This window comes from Rhodoferax ferrireducens, assembly GCF_003347515.1.
Taxonomy (GTDB): domain Bacteria; phylum Pseudomonadota; class Gammaproteobacteria; order Burkholderiales; family Burkholderiaceae_C; genus Rhodoferax.
Genome location: NZ_QEII01000243.1, coordinates 49565 through 65851 on the forward strand (window position 1 = coordinate 49565; position 16287 = coordinate 65851).

A 16287-nucleotide genomic window follows, 5' to 3' on the forward strand; every position below is an offset into this window, starting at 1 on the left:
ATGACCGTTATGGGCACGTTGAAGTCAGCCAAGATGGGCGACTAGATGGCTTTCAAATTCATGAAATTGATTTGCCAGTAAGCTGACACTGGCATCCGTCTGTTTGACGCGGTGTGTTGTGAGCGGATCGGCATCTGCCGAACGACGCGGTGTTAGAGTCGCCGTGCAGTGCCATGATCATCGGTAGGTCGGCAAGATGATTGAGCGGTTGACCATGACGTTGAAAGCCATGCCGGGGCGGATTTGCAGCGTGGGTGAAATGTTCAAGCTTTTCTGCAAAATCTTCGAGCTGACGTCACTCAAAGAATTCATGGCAGCAGCAGAGGCTTGAGTCGAGCCGGATGGCGTGTTGAATGCCCCCTGGTTTTGCGGTTGCGACTGCTGGGCGGCAACCCCCAAGAACGACACCAACAGCGCTGACGACCAGGTTTTCCAGAAGTGGTTATTCACCTGATCTTCCATGCCGGATTGACCTTGACCGTCGGCTGCCGACATGGCGCGCAAGGAAATCCGCGAACCATTGGGCAAGATCAGTTCATCCCACGCCGCCAGCACCCGTGATTGACCATAGGCGACATCAGCAGAGTACCTGCCGACCAGGCGCGAACCCTGTGGGATCACCACAGTGTCGGGGTCATTGGTGGCATAAACAGTTTGGCGGGTTTGGGCCACGATGGTTCCAGGCAGATCGGAATTGATGCCAGACAGCATGACCGCGGGGATGACGGAGCCAGCCGTCAATTCAAATTCCCCCAATTTGGGTTTGAGCAATTCTGGCAAGTAGCCGTTGTCAAATGCTTCTTTCATGAAAGCCTTGTTGCGCGCTTGGGCCGCCACTGCAGGGTCAAGACCGGCGGAGCCGCCAGCAGCCAAAGTGGGAGGTAAATTTCCTGAATTACTGCCGGTACCTGCCACCCCGGCTGGCGAATTCGCCATGCGCATGGCCTCAGCCGTAGCCGACGCACGGGCAGTCGCAGCACGCCCATTGGCGGCTGACAGCTTTTGGTTCACACCGCCAACCACGGCCTCACCATCAGCATTCACGCCCATGATTCCTCCCGCAGCCGATTTGGCAGCCAGCGCGGCACCACCCTTGCTGATGTCCGCTGTTTCGGCTGAGTCAGATGCCATGAGGTGCCCCTGAATGCGCTCATACTTGCGCTTTTGCAGCCACAACCGGTGTGCCTCAGCGGGTGAGGGCGGTGAGGCACCACCACTGGCAGTTTGAGTTCCCCCAGAACTGCCTTTTGGATTTGACGAGCGGCTTGTCAATGGCCCTGTTTGCTGCCCATCAGCCATTTGAAGAGTGGCTTGATTGCCAACCGCTGCAGCCGCAACAGTTGCTCTGCGCTGGATGTCTTCAGCGTTTTCCTTGTACGGGGCCGTTTGGCCTGGTGCATCACTGGCGGTCAATTGCTTTTTAGACTCAGCATTGCCGCCACTTTTGCCACTGATCATCACGCCGATCAAAATCGCCGATGCCACCGTTGACGCGCCGCCCAAGAGTAAAAACTGCCCTTTCTTGGACAGTCGCTTGGTGCCAGGTGGTGGCGTATGGATTTCCAGCGGCTGACCCGGGCCATCAATGGCCGCCACCTCAACGTCCGCTGGATCGTCAGCTTGGGACTTTTTGCCGAATCTGAACATCATTTGGCGCCCCAGCTGAACAGACTGTTTGGCGATGATTTTTGGCACTGGACGGTTTGGGCGCTGGCACCCACACCCAGAACAAGACTGAGTTTGGCGGGTTTGCCATCGAGGATGTAATAGCCATTCACCAGCCGGGAATTCAGCAGCTCGGTTTCATTGTTCGAGACATTGAACACCGCTGGTGCATCACTGGCTGATGCACCCGGCGGCAATTGAATGAACGTGTGCGTGTCATTGGCAAAGACACGCGCAGGCTTGAACGCCGCCTCACCGGTGCAGGTGTAGCCAAAATCAAGCGTTGTTGGATCAAGTTTGCCAACCGACTTGTCCGCCACGACCCTTTGGGCTTTGGCCTGTTCGGCGGCAATCTTGGTGGCAACCATCGTTGCCTCAAATTCTGCCTTTTGCCGTGCCGATGTTTGCGCCTCGGCGCTCAAGTCGCGCGTCATTGCAGCCGGGTCATACCAACTCACCATAGGCACATACTCGGTTTTGTTTGAGACCAGGTGCATGTAATAGATGCGGCCCTTGTCTGTGGTCACCACCAGATTGGTTGACAGGCCTGCCTGTGTCGGTTTGATCATCATCACCGGTTTTGTCCCGGCTGTTGCGGTCTGCAATAGCCATCGCACCGTATCGCCAATCGACACGCTGGTCGCTGCTTCTCCCTCTTGCAGTGCAACAGAGCAGACGTGTAAGGGTGCGCAAGTAATCGTGGGACGTGAATACCCATAGGGATATTCGACAACGCCACCGGCGCCGACCAGCGCATCAGCCGTGCCTGTTTGTTCCCAGCGTTGCGCGGCGGCAAGCCTTGCGGCATCGGCGGCAGGAAGTTTTCTGACCTGGACCTTGGCTGTTGGCAGCATGGGTGTCGGAGCCAAGACTTCAGGGGATGCCGTGATTTGTTGCTTTGCAGGGGTGGGATGCAAAGCCAGGGCTTCAACTGCTGGAACTGATCGCGGGGGTAATGGTTGAGTGGATATCAGGCCATGATCGTTCGCTTCGATGGTTTCGACGGCGGCAGGCTTGGTTGACGAAGCTGCACCATTTGACTGTGCAAATGCACTGGCAGCCAAGGAAAGTGCGGCGAGAGTGAGGATGGATTTTTTCATGATGACTGCCTTTACAGAACTTCTTTTGTCCAGGAAATGGACTTGACGTAAATGCCAAACGGGTTCCAAAGCGCGACTTTCTGGTTTTCCGCCAGCTTGGCGTCAACCCCGACCATGACGACCGCTTTCCAGTGTTCCGCCACAGCCGTCGCCCCAGGCTTGGCCTTTGTTTCCACCCAAGACACTTGGTAGGTTTCGCCCCCTTGTGGAATGACGGATGAAACCTCCACGCGGGTGACAGAGCCATCGACTGAGAAAGGTGAGTTGTCTTTGAAAAAATCATTTAGAAACCCAGCCACGTCGCGCCCAGCCATGGCATACACCCGGTTAAGCGTGACCTGTTGGGCAACAGCATCGGGCAACATGGAGCGGACGTCTTTGATGAAGGCGGCCAGTTGGGCCACCATCAACCGCTTGTCAAAATCAGCCTTGGCAACCGGCGCAGGACGAGCCACAGCAACAGGCGAGCCAAGTTGATCGGTGACAACCACAAACGGCTGGATCTTTGATTGGGACCCGATGAAAGCAATGCCCACCACAGCCACAACCGCGACAGCCAAGGAGCCAGCGGCAATGAGTTGCCAATTGCGCGCGCGTGAGATCAACCCTCCGTATCGCTCATCCCACTCCCGGCGGGCGTTGAGGTATGGATTTTGTTTTGACATGCATGCGTCCTTTTTGAGTGCTGTTGCCAAATACCGTTTTGGCGCAAGCAGCACAAAAAAAGGAAGCAAACCCCCCAGCCGTTCGCTCTACCCGCTGTCTCTAGCAATTTCTGCTTTGGTTTCCGGGAACACCAACCGGTAGTTTCGTAGGTCTTCTTCGAAGGCATTGCACTGCTTTAGCGCTTGGTGGAGCTCGTGGCGTGGTCGGGTGTAGTCAAAGGCAGCCGTCCAGGCCTGGATACGGGTCATGGCTCGGATGTAGGGCGTTGCGTCGGCATGGTTCGACAGGCTTTTCAGCGGCAACAGGTAATCTTCGCGATAGACCGTCGGCACGATGATGCGTGACCGGCCTGCCGCGCTCAGCACGCAGTTCATCGCAAGTCGCGCCGTTCTTCCGTTACCGTCTTTGAAGGGGTGAACTTCAGAGATGACGAACATGGTCATCAGTGCGCGAGCCAGGGGGTCCTCCAGCGCGTAAATCCGCTCGAAGCCTTCACGAAGCGTGCCCTGCACGAACTCGTGGGAAACAAATAGCGTCGACCCCGCCTGGTTGTTTTGGTTTTTCCACTCCCCAGGGTTTTTGTCCAGTCGGGACTGCATGACCAGCGCGTTGACGTTTTTTAGCCAACCCAGGAAGTCGTCAGCCGTGCTGGCTGGCTGGTCGCGCCAGGGGGCTCGCATGGCAGCCTGGAAGGTTCCCAGAATGTCGTGGGAGTCCTCGGTTCGGTTCGCGATGAGCTTACCTTCAAACACAATTTCCTCGGCCTCACTGACCAGAAAGGTGGTGCCCTCGATATAGTTCGAGAAGTACGACTCGAAGAACGCGAAGTTCTCGCGCGATACCCCCACGTCCGCGGTGGAGGCCACCTCCGGCAGAGCCTCCATTCGCAGGCGGCTGAACAGTGTGTCGAAAAGGGCGAGACGGTCTGGGTCATAGGGGCGTCCGGCAGCGCGGGCAAGCGCTTGTTGGCTGTGCAGCTTTTCGCTCTCGTGGGTCCCCAGCATGGCGCCCATGATGCCATCCAGGCGCTTGAACTCTTTTTCCCGGCCCAATTTTTCTGCCAGCGTGCGGCAGGTATCCCGGAGTTGATTGAATCGGTACTCCCCACGAATTGAAAGAACCTTGTCGAGCTCCGACTCAAGCACTTCCTGAGAAAGCGTTCGCTCACCGACACCGCGGCCAATTGCCAGGTTCTCCAACAACCAGCGAGATTGACTGGCCAGGAAAAAGCCCTTGTAGGGCGTGTCACCCTCAACTGCGCCTGGTCCTGGGATAACCTTGATGGCGAGGCCCGGCAACTCCAGGATTCGCGGCCGATCCCCGCGCGTAACATAAATACGGCCCTCGAAGGGCTTTGCGTCATAGCCGCTTCGATAGCTGAGGATCCCGTCAGTCAGTAGGTGGCTCACAATACTCGCCCAATGACGCAGTACGACCGATTCTGGGGGGCTGGCCAGGTTGCTTGTATAGATACCCTGGTACAGCTTCAACAGTAACCCGTCACTGGCTAGCCGAATGACCTTGCGGTCTGCAGCGGGGTCGCCCTTACCTGTGAGCAGAAGCTCAGGCAGAGAAACGTCGGATTTTTGCTTGATTGCCATGTCGATCACTTAATATTTGTCTGATATTTATATTATTGTGACACTTTTTGTCGGAAAAGTGTTTCATTCTGAAAAATGGGGTTTGTCGGATTTTGTGCTGACTCGTCGGGCGCAGAGGGTAGATATGTCTGAAAACTGCAGAATTACATCCTTTTTTGTCGGATTAATCGCTAATCAAGGAATCTTCCGAACCTGCTTCAGCCAAGCTCACCGCTCGAATTCTGGTTCTTTGGAAAGCTGATTTACGTTCGCCGACAGAAAGATGTCGGATCTCGCTTTCGCCACGTCGGCAGCCGGTGCAGCGCTGGCAATGTAGTCGCGAACGGCCTGGGTGCCACCTTGGCCGAGCAGGTCCCGCGCATCAGTGCCAACTTGACTTGTCGCAGGAGGCACGGCCAAAGCGAACACTGTCAAATTTGCAGCCTCCAAGGCACGCGGGATGGCATTCGATTTGAGTCTTCCCGCCGCATCACGGCCAATGTCGTGATCGGTTGCAATGACGACACTTGGAAACATGTCCGACAGGCCGGTTTCTTTGACCCATTTGGCGACTGCCATCACATTGTTGGACGATAGGGCGCACAGCGTGTTGCCCGCACCGCTTTGTTGAATCGCAAGTCCTGTTGCCACCCCTTCAGAGATCACCAGCGGCTTCGTTTTGTCAGCGACTGCCAGCCACGCCTGAATCGGAGCCAGGGAATCGCCAGTCATTGCTCGCATTAGTGAATCAGGAGTAGGGAAAGGCACAAAGGCGCCGACCGTTCGCGAGCCTTTGGCCATGATCTTGTCGGTGCTGAACGTAAGCTTGGGCATTAGGTGTTGCACACCGCACAACTCCACCATGCCTGGCCTGCCCAACGGATCAGGGCGAAACATGGGAACCATCATCGTACCGGCATATCTATGATGCCTGAGATACACCCGCAAATCCGAGCCATCCAAAGTGGCATTACCTTTGACAAGGTGCCTATGATCAGCGGGCGGGATTTCAGCAGCCATCCATGAATTGATGGTGTCTCGATTCAAGTCCAGATCGACCGGATTAAATTCAGACGCTTTCACCGGGCGCGGTAAAACAGGTGAAGACCGGGGTGGTGCAAGATCGCCATCCAGTCCCAAATCGCGTCCCGTGACGAACATGGTTTTCTTGCCATCACTGGTTTGCCTGCCTTCCCGCCATGGTGCAGGGAGATCGATGTCGCCACGAAATGAAAAAGCGGTTGCAACGCCGTCGTTCGACACCAGCAGCTTGTAGACTGGTTTTTGATCCGAGCCATCGCAGTAACGTCCTTTCAAGCGCGACGGAATCAAACCAGCCGCCTGTAAGGACGCATCTGCCGCTCGCCACACTTGTTCCGGGTGATACGAGCGCAGTTGCCCTGGTGCAGACAAAAATTTGGGCACTTTGTTCAGTGCCGCCAGTTCTTGGTGCACGGTCAGCTGGTCGACATGCGCCCGGAGCGCCGGGGTAGTTTTGTCTCCAAGAGGGATGTCGCCTGCGGCAAGCCAAGGCTCACCCGCTGCGAGCCCCTTTTCTGCGTAGCGATGCCACATTTTCAGAGAACCATCCCGTGCCAGGGACAGTCGACCACCGGGCGTTCGACTGGTTTCACCGGGCAGACGAAATTCGACCAAATGGTCTTTGATTTTGTGAATTTCGCAGCCTCGGGCAACGAGGTAGTTCTCAATCTTTTGCAATGAATCCATAGTGATTCTTCAAGAATCGAGCCCCATGCGCAAGCCTGGCGCGTGACCCAGATGACCATCACTCACCCAATGCGGTTTCCTGCGATCCGCAGCGTATTGCAAACGCTTTGAAAAACTGTTGAGCTTGTCTGCCACGCCACTTGGTTCTTGCTTGTAGTCGGTCTCAAATCGTTGTTGTGCAGACCTTGCATCGAATGAATTGGCAGGCATGCCACCGGTTTCGTTGCTGGTTGGTTGGCTTTTGCTGGAGCCGCCATCACGTGGACTCGCAAATGGATCAAAACGCGCATCAACAAAACCAGGAGCTTGGGTCTGGCCAAGACTTTGACTACCCGCGTTCAAGCCTTGCCAAGCCACAGGACTGTCAGAAGGAGGCGGCGAGGGGGAGGGTGAAAATGCACCGAGGTGACTGCCAGTGCCGCCACCCGACTTGCCAGCCATGCTGCTCTGGACTGCAGCGCCCAAACCACCGGGTACGCCCTGGCCACCACTGCTCGCGTTCGCACTGGTTTGAAAAGGGTTGACAGGGGTGACCGCACCACTGATGCCACCACCAAAGCCGACGCCAGCAGAAGAGCCACCAATGGCACCCGCAGCTTTTTGAACGGGCATCAACGCACCCATGGCACCGCCCGCAAGCCCCAAGGCGCGCGCACCGGCCGCACTTGCAGCGAGTCCCGCCGCCACAGGTGCACCACCCACCATGCCAGCCGCCGTGCCAGCGCTTTGCAGCGACATGGCCACCGTGCCGTTCAGCATCGACCCAGCCAGGCCGGGTGCCATGTAGCCGGTCACGCCATAGAACAGCGATGCGCCACCCACACCCAAATAGTCACCAAAACTGGGGCCTTCAGGATGCGCCGCGTACGCAGCCGCAATGGTGTCTTTCAGGGCTTGGGTGAAGCTGTCACCAAAGCCAATGATCAAATAAATGGTGAACAGTTTGACGCCAATGGAAATCGCGTAGCCAAAATATTTCTCTGACAAATTGTGCGTCCAACGTGAGCCCGAAAACCCGAGCATCAAGGCACCGCCGCCAATGATCAAATACGACTCGACCAGTGTGATGAGCAGTTGGACGGCAATCAGACCGTAGCCAAGAATGATGAAAACAGAAGCAACGCCAATGATGATGGAGCTCAACATGAATTTGCCAAGACCCTGACCGGAATTGGTCAAGGTGTTGATGATCATGCTGCCGGTGCTGGGCGCGGCATCATTGGAGAACTGCATCAGACTGGCGGCCACTTGCAAGCCTTGATCAAACACCGCCGATGGCGACAAAACTGTACTTCCGCCCACACCGGCGCCGGCTGCCTTGAATGAATTCACAATGGCAGGAATCCACTCGGGCGCCTTGATCAGTACCATGGCAAAAAATGAGAGGGACATGACCTTGAACAGGGTCCCGACCATGATCTCGGAAAGCTCTGATTTCTTGAGGGTGAGTTGAATGGCCGACCAGGCGAATTCAATCGCGGCTAAGCCAAAAAACAAGTTGGTAGCGTAACCCAGCGCAGTCGACATCCATCCACCGGATGCGCTTTGAACTTGACTGACCAACGTATCCATCATGCCCGCGGCATTCGCCAACGGCGCGATACCGAACAGCAGCAGGAAAAGCGTTGCACGCATCACCAATACTCCGCTCAGTATTTGCCGGAGTGGTTGCGAAAGAAATTGCGGTACAGGATTTCGTCCTGGTATTTTTCGTTTTCCTGTTTGGCTACGGCATTCAGTCGGGCCTGTTCCGCCGCAATGATGGTGCCGTGCAGGGCTTGGGTTTCATTCACCATCAAGCCGGCAATTTGATTGCCAGCCTGAATCGCTTGCAGGCGGCCAGCCGCTGTTTGGGATGCCAGCTGAATTTGCTGCAAAGCACTTTGCGTGGTTGAAAAATTATTGGCGTTGTAGCCCAGTTGCTGCAATGCCGCGCCAATCTGGTTGTTCAAGCCTTTGTTCCAATTCATCAGATTTTGCTGCTGGTTCGACAGCAAATTGCCATTGCCGTAGGTCGTTTGCATATCGGTGATGGAATTCACGGTTGCGTTCACAATGCCTTGGGTGTTCTGTATCGTGCTGACCAGCGAAGTCAAACGTCCCGCAATGCCGCTCCACGCCTGAATTGGAATTCCAAGCGTGTTTTGGTACATGTTTTGGTACATCTGGATTTGCTGCTGCAGTTGTTCCAGATTGCTCGAATAGACATTGACCAACTCGGCGTTGTTCAGCCACTGTGTGGCTTCCATTGCGCCCACAAACCCGCCACCTGCAGCATGAGCTGATGGCACTGACGCAAAAACAACTGCCGCTGCGGCGCTGGAAAGCAGTTTTTTGAGCTTCATGGGATTCCCTTCTTTGAGTGCTGTAGCCACATACCGGCCGCACGCAAGTCAACGATTAAAGGTGGCCCTCCCACGATCAAACAACCAGTAAAACCGTGGTGACACAGGGGAGGTCTGTGCGAGCGTCGGGCCAGATGCTCTTTGCTGACCTGTCACAGTCAATAGCTATCCCATAAACGGGCGGCATCGAACTGACCGCGTTCACGCAGCCAGGCAGACGGCCAGCCGCGTGCATCAAGCTTTTGCAGATGCCGAATCCGCGTCAAATCTTCGCGTCCACTGGCGCCCACAAATGCCATTTCAGGTGCCGTAAGACCCAACTCGAACACGCGCGAGCCGTCCGGGTGCAGGTGGTAATACTGGCGTTTTGGCACCGCGTTGCTGACGATCTGGATTTGCCGCCGGTTGAGTCCAATCGCTTGATACAGCCCGCACAAGGCTTCGGTTTGTGCTTGCGGGTTTGGCAACAGGATTTTTGACGGGCAGGATTCAAAAATCACATCGGCAATGCCACTGCGCGACAAATCGCTCAGGGACTGGGTGGCAAAAATGACCGCCACGTTCGACTTGCGCAGCACCTTCAGCCACTCGCGAATTTTGGCCCTGAATGCGGGGTGGCCCAACATGATCCAGGCCTCATCAAGCACCAGCAAGGTGGGTTGCCCCTGAAAACGTTGCTCAAGCCGATGAAACAGATAGGCAAGGACGGGCAGCACGATCTTTTCGCCGCGTGCCATCAGGTGTTCAAGCTCGAAGACCTGGAAGATGTCAGCCTGCATTCCGTCGCTTTCGGCATCCAGCAACCGACCAGCCGCGCCACGCAGTGAGTAGTACTCCAGGGCTTCACGCAGACGGTTGTCCTGCAATGTCAGCAAAAAATTTGACAGCGTGCGTTGCTCCGCGCAGTCGGTTGAAGCCGCCAACTGGTTCACCGCACGAAAGAGTTCCTTGCGCAACTCCGGCGACATGACCACACCTTGCAGCTCTGCCAAGCTTTCCAGCCATTCAGCCGCCCAAGTGCGCTCAACTTCATCATCAATGCGCCCCAAGGGGCAAAAGGTGATGTTGTCGGATTCGCCCGCAATGTCGTAATGCTCACCACCGGCGGCCGCCACCAAGGGGAACATGGAATAACCTTTGTCAAAGACAAAGGCTTGCGCTCTGGAATAGCGAAAATGCTGCGCCACCAGCGTTGCCAGCAGGGTGGACTTTCCCGAGCCGGTCGGGCCAATGATGGCCGTGTGTCCCAAATCGCCAGCGTGCAGACTGAGTCGGTAAGGTGTCGCGCCATCGGTTTTGGCCTGCAGCAGCGGGGCTGAATGCTCAGGATAAAAAGGACAGGGATGGACCTCAGGCCCGGCCCAAATCGCCGTGAGCGGCAGCAAGTGAGCCAGGTTCAAGGTGTTGACCAGCGGGCGGCGCACATTGGCAAACAGGTTGCCAGGCATGCTTCCCAAATAGGCTTCCACCGCATTGACGGATTCGACCCGAGCTGAAAACCCGGCATTGGCGATCATTTTTGTCACGTACTGAGCCGCATCACGCAATTGCTGGAGATTCGCACTGGAGAGCAAAACGACGCTGGTGTAATAACCAAATCGCACCAGGCCACTGCTGGCTTCAGCCATGGCCGCGACCGCATCCGCAGCCATGTCGTCCGCATCCGCATTCACGTGCGTGACACCGCCTCCTTGGCTTGAGCGCATCAAATTCATCAGTGAGAGCCGCTTTTGAGCCCACTTTGATCGGTACTTGCCCAACGCCTTGTCAGCCTCACGCACCGGCATGAAGATGAAGCGGTTTGACCAGCGGTATTCCACTGGCAAGCGTGACAAGAAGTCCAGGATCCCCGGGAAACTTGTGCCAGGAAAGCCCGTGACGGCAATGCATATGGCTGTCTTGTCATCAATCCGGGGCTCGAACCCCGTCACAAAGTCATGTTGACCCAGTACCGAATCCAGGTACATCGGCACGGTTCCCATGACGAAACTGGACCGCGGCTCCAGGGCGACACAGGCCGCCAGATGCGCCAGAAGTTGACTTTCCACAGCCCCGGTTTCAGTGTCGACGGTGTCCACCAGGCGACGGATCTTGAGCGTACCCGCCAGCCGTGATTCAATTTCGGCCAGCGCGGTTTTGAAACGGATTAAGCTGCGCTCTGCCACACCGGTCTTTTGAGCACCATCCACAAACAGCATTTCGGTTTTAGCCGCGGCATCAGGGTCTGGATGCCAGCACAAGACAAGCCTGTAGTCACTCTGAAAGCCAGCCCATTCGCCTTCATGCGCAAGACGGCGGCAATCGTCCAGCAGTCGGGTGGTACGGTCCGGAAAAGCGCCGTCCGCTGGGTAACCAGGGGATTGACGACGCACAGCATCCACATGCAAGCACCAGCCATCATCGAGTGCCAAGGCTGCATTGATGCGAGCCGACACGGCCGCCAACTCCTCTTTGGTGGCACTGTCCAGGTCCGGGCCACGAAATTCAAAGCCCGCCAGCAGACCGCCAGATTTGGTGAGGACCACGCCGTTGTCGATCAGCGCTGCCCAGGGCAGCAGATCAGGCAGCCCTTGGGCATGGCTGCGAAATTCTTTCAAGAGCATGGTCAGTCTCCAAAGGTGCGGGGCGAGGCAAACGGTGTTGCCGCGCTCTTGTAAAGCTTGCGGTAGCGCAAACTACGGCCAAAAGTCTTGGAGAGTTGGGGATCAAAACTGGCTGCACGGGTCAACACCCAGGCGCCGACGGCCCACAAAGCCAGACCGAAAATGGCGGCCCACAGTTGAAACAAGGAAACAATAAACACACCGGCCACGATGCCAAGCGCCAGGATCAGTTCGCGCTCAGCACCGAGCAGCAGCATGGGCCTGAGCATGGATTGATGCAGCGGCACTGAAAAATCAGCGCCGACGTCTGAACTTTGATCAGCCATGATTTGCTATCAAAACGGCAGAATCAGATCAATGCACCGCTGTTGACCAGACCGATCATGCTCAGGAAGTTGGCACCAAAGACGATCAGCGCCACACCGAGCACCACGTACAAAAGTTTCTTCGCAATTCCGCCCAAGTCGTCACCGCCAAAAATCAGCGCTGCACCGGCTGCCAGGAAGGCCACGGTCGAAATGCCGGTGGCCACCGGCCCAGTCAGGTTGTTGACCACCGTGGTGATCGGGCCGTCCCAGGGCAGGGCTGGGCCAGCGTGGGCCACCTGGGATACCAGTGCGGCCATGCCCGAGATGACAGGCGTGACCAGCTTTTTGAGTGATTTGGTAGGCTTGGTTGTTTGGAAATGCACGATCTACTCCAGTTGGAAAAAAGACACCGGCCTGTTTGGCTGGTGCTTGATACCGCTGGACTGCAAATGAACAAATCGACGCGTCGCGCTCCCGTGCCATACAGCTCAACTACTCGGGTCTGGCGGAGTGAGAGGCCAGCAGCCGGACAGCAAAAGTTATCCACAAATTCACGGCATAGCACATACCGGCGAACACGGCATAGCAGATACCTGCACGGCATAGCACATACCAAACCACGGCATAGCAGATACCGAAGCACGGCATAGCACATACCGCGACCAACTAAAAATTGGCAAAATCTCAAGCGAAATCAATGGCTTGGGAGTGGAGCAAAAAGCAGCTAATCTGTCTTTAATCTATCTCTAATCTGCGGCGCTCAAGACTGCCACTGCATCGGGCTGACCCGGAGCGCCGTGGCGCGCACACCCATCGGCTCGCCGGACACCATGATTGCCGCCCACGCTCTGAGCCAACAGGCCCTGCTTGTCACCAACAACACCCGCAAGTTTGCCAAGGTGCCTGGCTTGCAGCTGGACAACTGGGTTACTGTCGTTTGATTTGGGGTTCTGTTTCACGGCAATCCGCGAAATCGACCACGCTTGAGCAGATGCCTTGATTGACTTGCAGTTGGCATTTTTGAAAGGTGAACCAAGTCTGAAGCATCGATTTTCCAGGTCCAGTTGGTCACTTTTTCCAGTCTTTCCAGGGCTGACTTCAGGTCCTGCTTGAACCCTTTGATGGCTAAATTTTGACTGCCACACAGGCGGTGCAAGGTTTCAACTTTGACTGGGAATGGCTTGGCATGAGAGCTGTAATACCCGTGCAGCCATTGGGCAAGGGGTCGCTTTTTGAGCGCCATACGCTGGCCAAATTCCACACTTGACCAGCCGTCAAGGCCATAGAGCTCGATGATTTTCGGATTCATTTCGATCACGTAACGGCCGGTGTGATCGTCCCTGCCGCCATGGCTCAGGATAGCCCCGAAATACGCCCGGTGGGCATCCTTGATTTCCACCACGCTGGCCGCCAACCGTGCGAATGCCCCTTTGAGCCATTCATGCTGACTTTTGCCGTTGCCGCGGCCAATGCACTTCAAGAAGTGTGAGGCAGTGAACTGAATCCGGCACCCAAGCCCGCCAGTTCTGGCCAGCTGCAGAGCTTGTTCCCAGACATCCAGATCCGCCTGATCCAGTTGCGGCCCGGTGTGAATGATCTTCACACCGTCGACGCTGGCCTTTTGCACGCGCTGCTGGAAAGACCTTGGGCCACGTCGCACCACGCCAAAAAGTGCCGATCGCAGGACGCTATTGGGAACACCCCGGCAAACCTCCGCCCACAATGGCAACTGCACCTCCAAAGACCTTTCTGCAACAACTGTTTGCAGCGCCGAAGTTCGTTGCCCCCTTGCTTTGGCCAGGGCCAGGTTTTCTTCGAAGGTCCTTTTTTGAGGCATCAACCCAGCCCGCCAGTCTGAATCTTGCGGGGCCGACCACGGCCACGCACCGGCTTAGCCAGAACTACCGTCGTCATGGCTGGCTGCAACGGTCCAGGCCGTGGGATTCGACCGGTGGTCGTAAGTGGCAAACCCAGGATAAATACCTGGATGTCAGACGACCGCCACCGAACCGATGCGCCAATTTTTACTGGAGGAGGGAAGCCGACCGGTGGCGTTTTGCGCCCGTATTGCCAATTCCAAATCGACGATTCACTGATCTTGAGTATTGCCGCTACATCAGCAGCCGCCAAGAGTTCCAGATTTTGCATTTTGATCAACTTTAAAAGTTGATCCCAGCGAGAGATTTTGGAGGTTTTGCGCGCCCACGCAGCCAGCGGGCGGGATCGATGACCCGCCGACGCTCACGCGCAGGCGGTTGGCGGGCACGGGAAAAGCTTTGGGGTAAGCGTATCGGTCACCGTGCACAGGACCGATTTGACAATTGAACGCACCTGCAGTTCAGTCGCAACAATTGCTTTTATGGCAGACCAAAAAACAGATGATTGCGCCACAACCTGTGCGATTGCAGCGCGCCGCAGTACCCTGGCAATTTTTTGTTTGTGAGCATCCTCAGCCCTGTTTTTTTGCTTGATTGCGTTCTCGATTTGAGCCGCCTTGCCGATCCCTGCTTGTGTGGCAACGTGTGCCAATTTGACAAATACCATGCCAACCACAAGACATGCTGCCTGACCATAAAAATTGCCGGCAACAACGTCAAATTGTAAGATACCGACAATCAGAAATTCGCAAGCCAACATTGCTTTTCCATACGACTTTTGAACAAAGATATTGAAAATATGGGTGTCTAAAAAATAGTTGAATTGCATAAGACGTTCGTTTTGAATTTGATTCAAAATTAGCCAAGTCGTCTCAGCTCAAAACCAATCGCACTCGACCAATTGGTTACTTCAGCTACTTCATCAATAATTCGGCCGGTGGAATTCCTGCGGATGGATATCACCATATTGACCGCTTCGCTGATTAACTCAGGTGCCGCAGGCACACCCGCTTCCTGAATTAACTGTCCGATTCGGACCAAGGCTGCACCAGTAGAATTGGCATGAACGGTGCCAATACCGCCTGGATGGCCCGTATTCCATGCCTTCAGCAGCGCCAGAGCCGACTTGTCTCGGACCTCACCCACAACAATCCTGTCGGGTCTTAATCGAAGCGTCGCTCGCAATAAGCTGACTTGATCAATATTGACTGACGTTCTTAAAAATACCGTGTTTTTGACACTGCATTGGAGTTCCAACACATCTTCAATGATGACGATCCGGTGATCTGGTGAAATGAAGGAAATCTCATTCAAGACAGCGTTGGCCAAAGTCGTTTTGCCAGAGCCAGTGCCCCCGGCAATCAGGATATTTTTTCTGTCCGCAACAGCAGTTTTTATCAATGTGGCTTGCAGCTCAGTCATCACTCCCGTGCGAACATAGTCAGCCAGGCTAAAAATCAATGTTGCCTTTTTTCTGAGGGTAAAAGTTGGCGCCGGTACAACCGGTGGAATCAAGGCTTCAAACCGCGAACCATCCAAGGGCAACTCGCATTCCAAAATCGGGTTGTCAGGTGTGACCGTGGTACCCAGCATGGCCGCCACCGTGGCAACAATCGCCATGGCTCGCACACGGTCGATCTTGCCAATGCATTGCATCCCGCCGGTGTGGGAATCGGTCCATAGGTCGCCCGACGGGTTGAGCATGATCTCCACCACCTGATGATCAGCCAGGGCAGCCAGGATGTCAGTCCCGAGGGCGCGCCGCAACGCATCGTCCGACCTACGGTGGAACTCATGGCTGGACGCGTTCTGGTGTGTGCTCATGCCGGCATACCGTCCATCCGCAAGCACAAAGCAGATCCATTTTCAGAGGTGCGCTAACCCGAGAATCCGACAGCACTGAAGGGGTATTGCCGTTGAATACTGGCTGTCGGCTGTCCAATTATTGGCCAGACACTTGCCTTATTTTGAGGTATTTATTCTGCTTGTGAAATTGTGGCCACTCGGTACATTTACCGACATCAACACATTCGCAAGGGATCAAAATGAAGGTATCGGAAGTTGCCAGCCACATCGTTCAAGCGGCCAATTCGGATGAACTCAAAAGTCTTCAAACCTTGAAGACGGTTTGCAACAGTGACTCTGCGTTTGTGGCGGCAGTCAAGAAGTATCAAGCGCATCAAAAGTTGCTTCAAAAAGCTTTCTTGCTCAGTCGAACCTGGCAGAAATTTGGTCAGGCTCGAACTTGGAAAATTACTGTCAAGGCACTTCAGGCGGCACTCAAGGCGATGGTGGCCGGGTTCAAACGCTTGACAGAATTTGCCGAGTTGCCAGATTCATTGAAAAGGCAGATTGAGAAACTAATCAAGGCAAATGGCTTGCAAATATCGCCTGCTTGGTGAATAGCTTAATAAA

Annotated in this window: 15 protein-coding genes; 2 read left to right on the forward strand and 13 right to left on the reverse strand. The window is 55.4% G+C overall.

All coding sequences use genetic code 11. The annotated features are described in order from the left end of the window. Positions 1-177: 177 nt before the first annotated feature. The 10 genes from C5P05_RS08070 to C5P05_RS08115 all read right to left on the reverse strand — a co-directional run bounded on the left by C5P05_RS08070 (position 178) and on the right by C5P05_RS08115 (position 12378). Positions 178-1461 carry a TrbI/VirB10 family protein gene (locus C5P05_RS08070; RefSeq protein ID WP_232834396.1) on the reverse strand — a complete coding sequence of 428 codons (1284 nt, stop codon included), beginning with the start codon at positions 1459-1461 and terminating at the stop codon, positions 178-180. A gap of 185 nt (positions 1462-1646) precedes the next feature. Next, positions 1647-2765: a TrbG/VirB9 family P-type conjugative transfer protein gene (locus C5P05_RS08075; protein ID WP_232834392.1), complete on the reverse strand. Its 1119-nt coding sequence runs from the start codon at positions 2763-2765 to the stop codon at positions 1647-1649. A gap of 11 nt (positions 2766-2776) precedes the next feature. Beyond that, complete coding sequence (locus C5P05_RS08080; RefSeq protein ID WP_114969345.1) at positions 2777-3430, reverse strand: VirB8/TrbF family protein; 654 nt, start codon at positions 3428-3430, stop codon at positions 2777-2779. Positions 3431-3517: 87 nt separating this feature from the next. Continuing rightward, the gene (locus tag C5P05_RS08085) at positions 3518-5032 is read right to left on the reverse strand and encodes a Fic family protein (protein ID WP_114969368.1); all 1515 of its coding nucleotides are present in this window, start codon (positions 5030-5032) and stop codon (positions 3518-3520) included. A 207-nt stretch (positions 5033-5239) separates the two neighbouring features. Beyond that, the gene (locus tag C5P05_RS08090) at positions 5240-6739 is read right to left on the reverse strand and encodes a toprim domain-containing protein (protein ID WP_114969346.1); all 1500 of its coding nucleotides are present in this window, start codon (positions 6737-6739) and stop codon (positions 5240-5242) included. 9 nt (positions 6740-6748) lie between these two features. Further along, the gene (gene trbL / locus C5P05_RS08095; protein ID WP_114969347.1) at positions 6749-8374 is read right to left on the reverse strand and encodes a P-type conjugative transfer protein TrbL; all 1626 of its coding nucleotides are present in this window, start codon (positions 8372-8374) and stop codon (positions 6749-6751) included. A 14-nt stretch (positions 8375-8388) separates the two neighbouring features. Beyond that, entirely contained in the window at positions 8389-9084 is a 696-nt protein-coding gene (locus C5P05_RS08100; protein WP_114969348.1) for a hypothetical protein, read from the reverse strand. Positions 9085-9242: 158 nt separating this feature from the next. Next, a complete protein-coding gene (locus C5P05_RS08105; protein ID WP_114969349.1) occupies positions 9243-11687 on the reverse strand; it encodes a transporter in 2445 nt (814 codons plus the stop codon). Between the two features lie 2 nt (positions 11688-11689). After that, on the reverse strand, positions 11690-12013 hold the full coding sequence (gene trbD, locus C5P05_RS08110; protein WP_114969350.1) for a conjugal transfer protein TrbD: 324 nt from the start codon (positions 12011-12013) through the stop codon (positions 11690-11692). Positions 12014-12036: 23 nt separating this feature from the next. Further along, positions 12037-12378: a TrbC/VirB2 family protein gene (locus C5P05_RS08115; RefSeq protein WP_114969351.1), complete on the reverse strand. Its 342-nt coding sequence runs from the start codon at positions 12376-12378 to the stop codon at positions 12037-12039. Positions 12379-12792: 414 nt separating this feature from the next. On the opposite strand from C5P05_RS08115, the gene C5P05_RS33590 reads away from it, so the two are divergent. Further along, positions 12793-12936, forward strand: a complete 144-nt coding sequence (locus tag C5P05_RS33590) for a hypothetical protein (RefSeq protein ID WP_157979247.1) — start codon at positions 12793-12795, stop codon at positions 12934-12936. A 14-nt stretch (positions 12937-12950) separates the two neighbouring features. On the opposite strand, the gene trfA is transcribed toward C5P05_RS33590, so the two are convergent. The 3 genes from trfA to trbB all read right to left on the reverse strand — a co-directional run bounded on the left by trfA (position 12951) and on the right by trbB (position 15696). Further along, positions 12951-13832: a plasmid replication initiator TrfA gene (trfA, locus tag C5P05_RS08120; RefSeq protein WP_114969352.1), complete on the reverse strand. Its 882-nt coding sequence runs from the start codon at positions 13830-13832 to the stop codon at positions 12951-12953. Between the two features lie 404 nt (positions 13833-14236). Further along, positions 14237-14701 (reverse strand): hypothetical protein, encoded by a 465-nt coding sequence (locus C5P05_RS08125; RefSeq protein WP_114969353.1) that lies wholly within the window; start codon positions 14699-14701, stop codon positions 14237-14239. 29 nt (positions 14702-14730) lie between these two features. Next, entirely contained in the window at positions 14731-15696 is a 966-nt protein-coding gene (gene trbB, locus C5P05_RS08130) for a P-type conjugative transfer ATPase TrbB (RefSeq protein WP_114969369.1), read from the reverse strand. A gap of 221 nt (positions 15697-15917) precedes the next feature. Between trbB and C5P05_RS08135 the strand changes: the two genes are divergently transcribed. Then, positions 15918-16274 (forward strand): hypothetical protein, encoded by a 357-nt coding sequence (locus tag C5P05_RS08135; RefSeq protein ID WP_114969354.1) that lies wholly within the window; start codon positions 15918-15920, stop codon positions 16272-16274. Positions 16275-16287: the final 13 nt, after the last annotated feature.

Coding starts and splice junctions, on each gene's coding strand:
- C5P05_RS08075 (WP_232834392.1), bottom strand. CDS start 2,765: ATGAAAAAATCCATCCTCACTCTCGCCGCACTTTCCTTGGCTGCCAGT.
- trfA (WP_114969352.1), bottom strand. CDS start 13,832: ATGCCTCAAAAAAGGACCTTCGAAGAAAACCTGGCCCTGGCCAAAGCA.
- C5P05_RS08100 (WP_114969348.1), bottom strand. CDS start 9,084: ATGAAGCTCAAAAAACTGCTTTCCAGCGCCGCAGCGGCAGTTGTTTTT.
- C5P05_RS08125 (WP_114969353.1), bottom strand. CDS start 14,701: ATGCAATTCAACTATTTTTTAGACACCCATATTTTCAATATCTTTGTT.
- C5P05_RS08085 (WP_114969368.1), bottom strand. CDS start 5,032: ATGGCAATCAAGCAAAAATCCGACGTTTCTCTGCCTGAGCTTCTGCTC.
- C5P05_RS08080 (WP_114969345.1), bottom strand. CDS start 3,430: ATGTCAAAACAAAATCCATACCTCAACGCCCGCCGGGAGTGGGATGAG.
- trbD (WP_114969350.1), bottom strand. CDS start 12,013: ATGGCTGATCAAAGTTCAGACGTCGGCGCTGATTTTTCAGTGCCGCTG.
- C5P05_RS08135 (WP_114969354.1), top strand. CDS start 15,918: ATGAAGGTATCGGAAGTTGCCAGCCACATCGTTCAAGCGGCCAATTCG.
- trbL (WP_114969347.1), bottom strand. CDS start 8,374: ATGCGTGCAACGCTTTTCCTGCTGCTGTTCGGTATCGCGCCGTTGGCG.
- C5P05_RS08105 (WP_114969349.1), bottom strand. CDS start 11,687: ATGCTCTTGAAAGAATTTCGCAGCCATGCCCAAGGGCTGCCTGATCTG.
- trbB (WP_114969369.1), bottom strand. CDS start 15,696: ATGAGCACACACCAGAACGCGTCCAGCCATGAGTTCCACCGTAGGTCG.
- C5P05_RS08090 (WP_114969346.1), bottom strand. CDS start 6,739: ATGGATTCATTGCAAAAGATTGAGAACTACCTCGTTGCCCGAGGCTGC.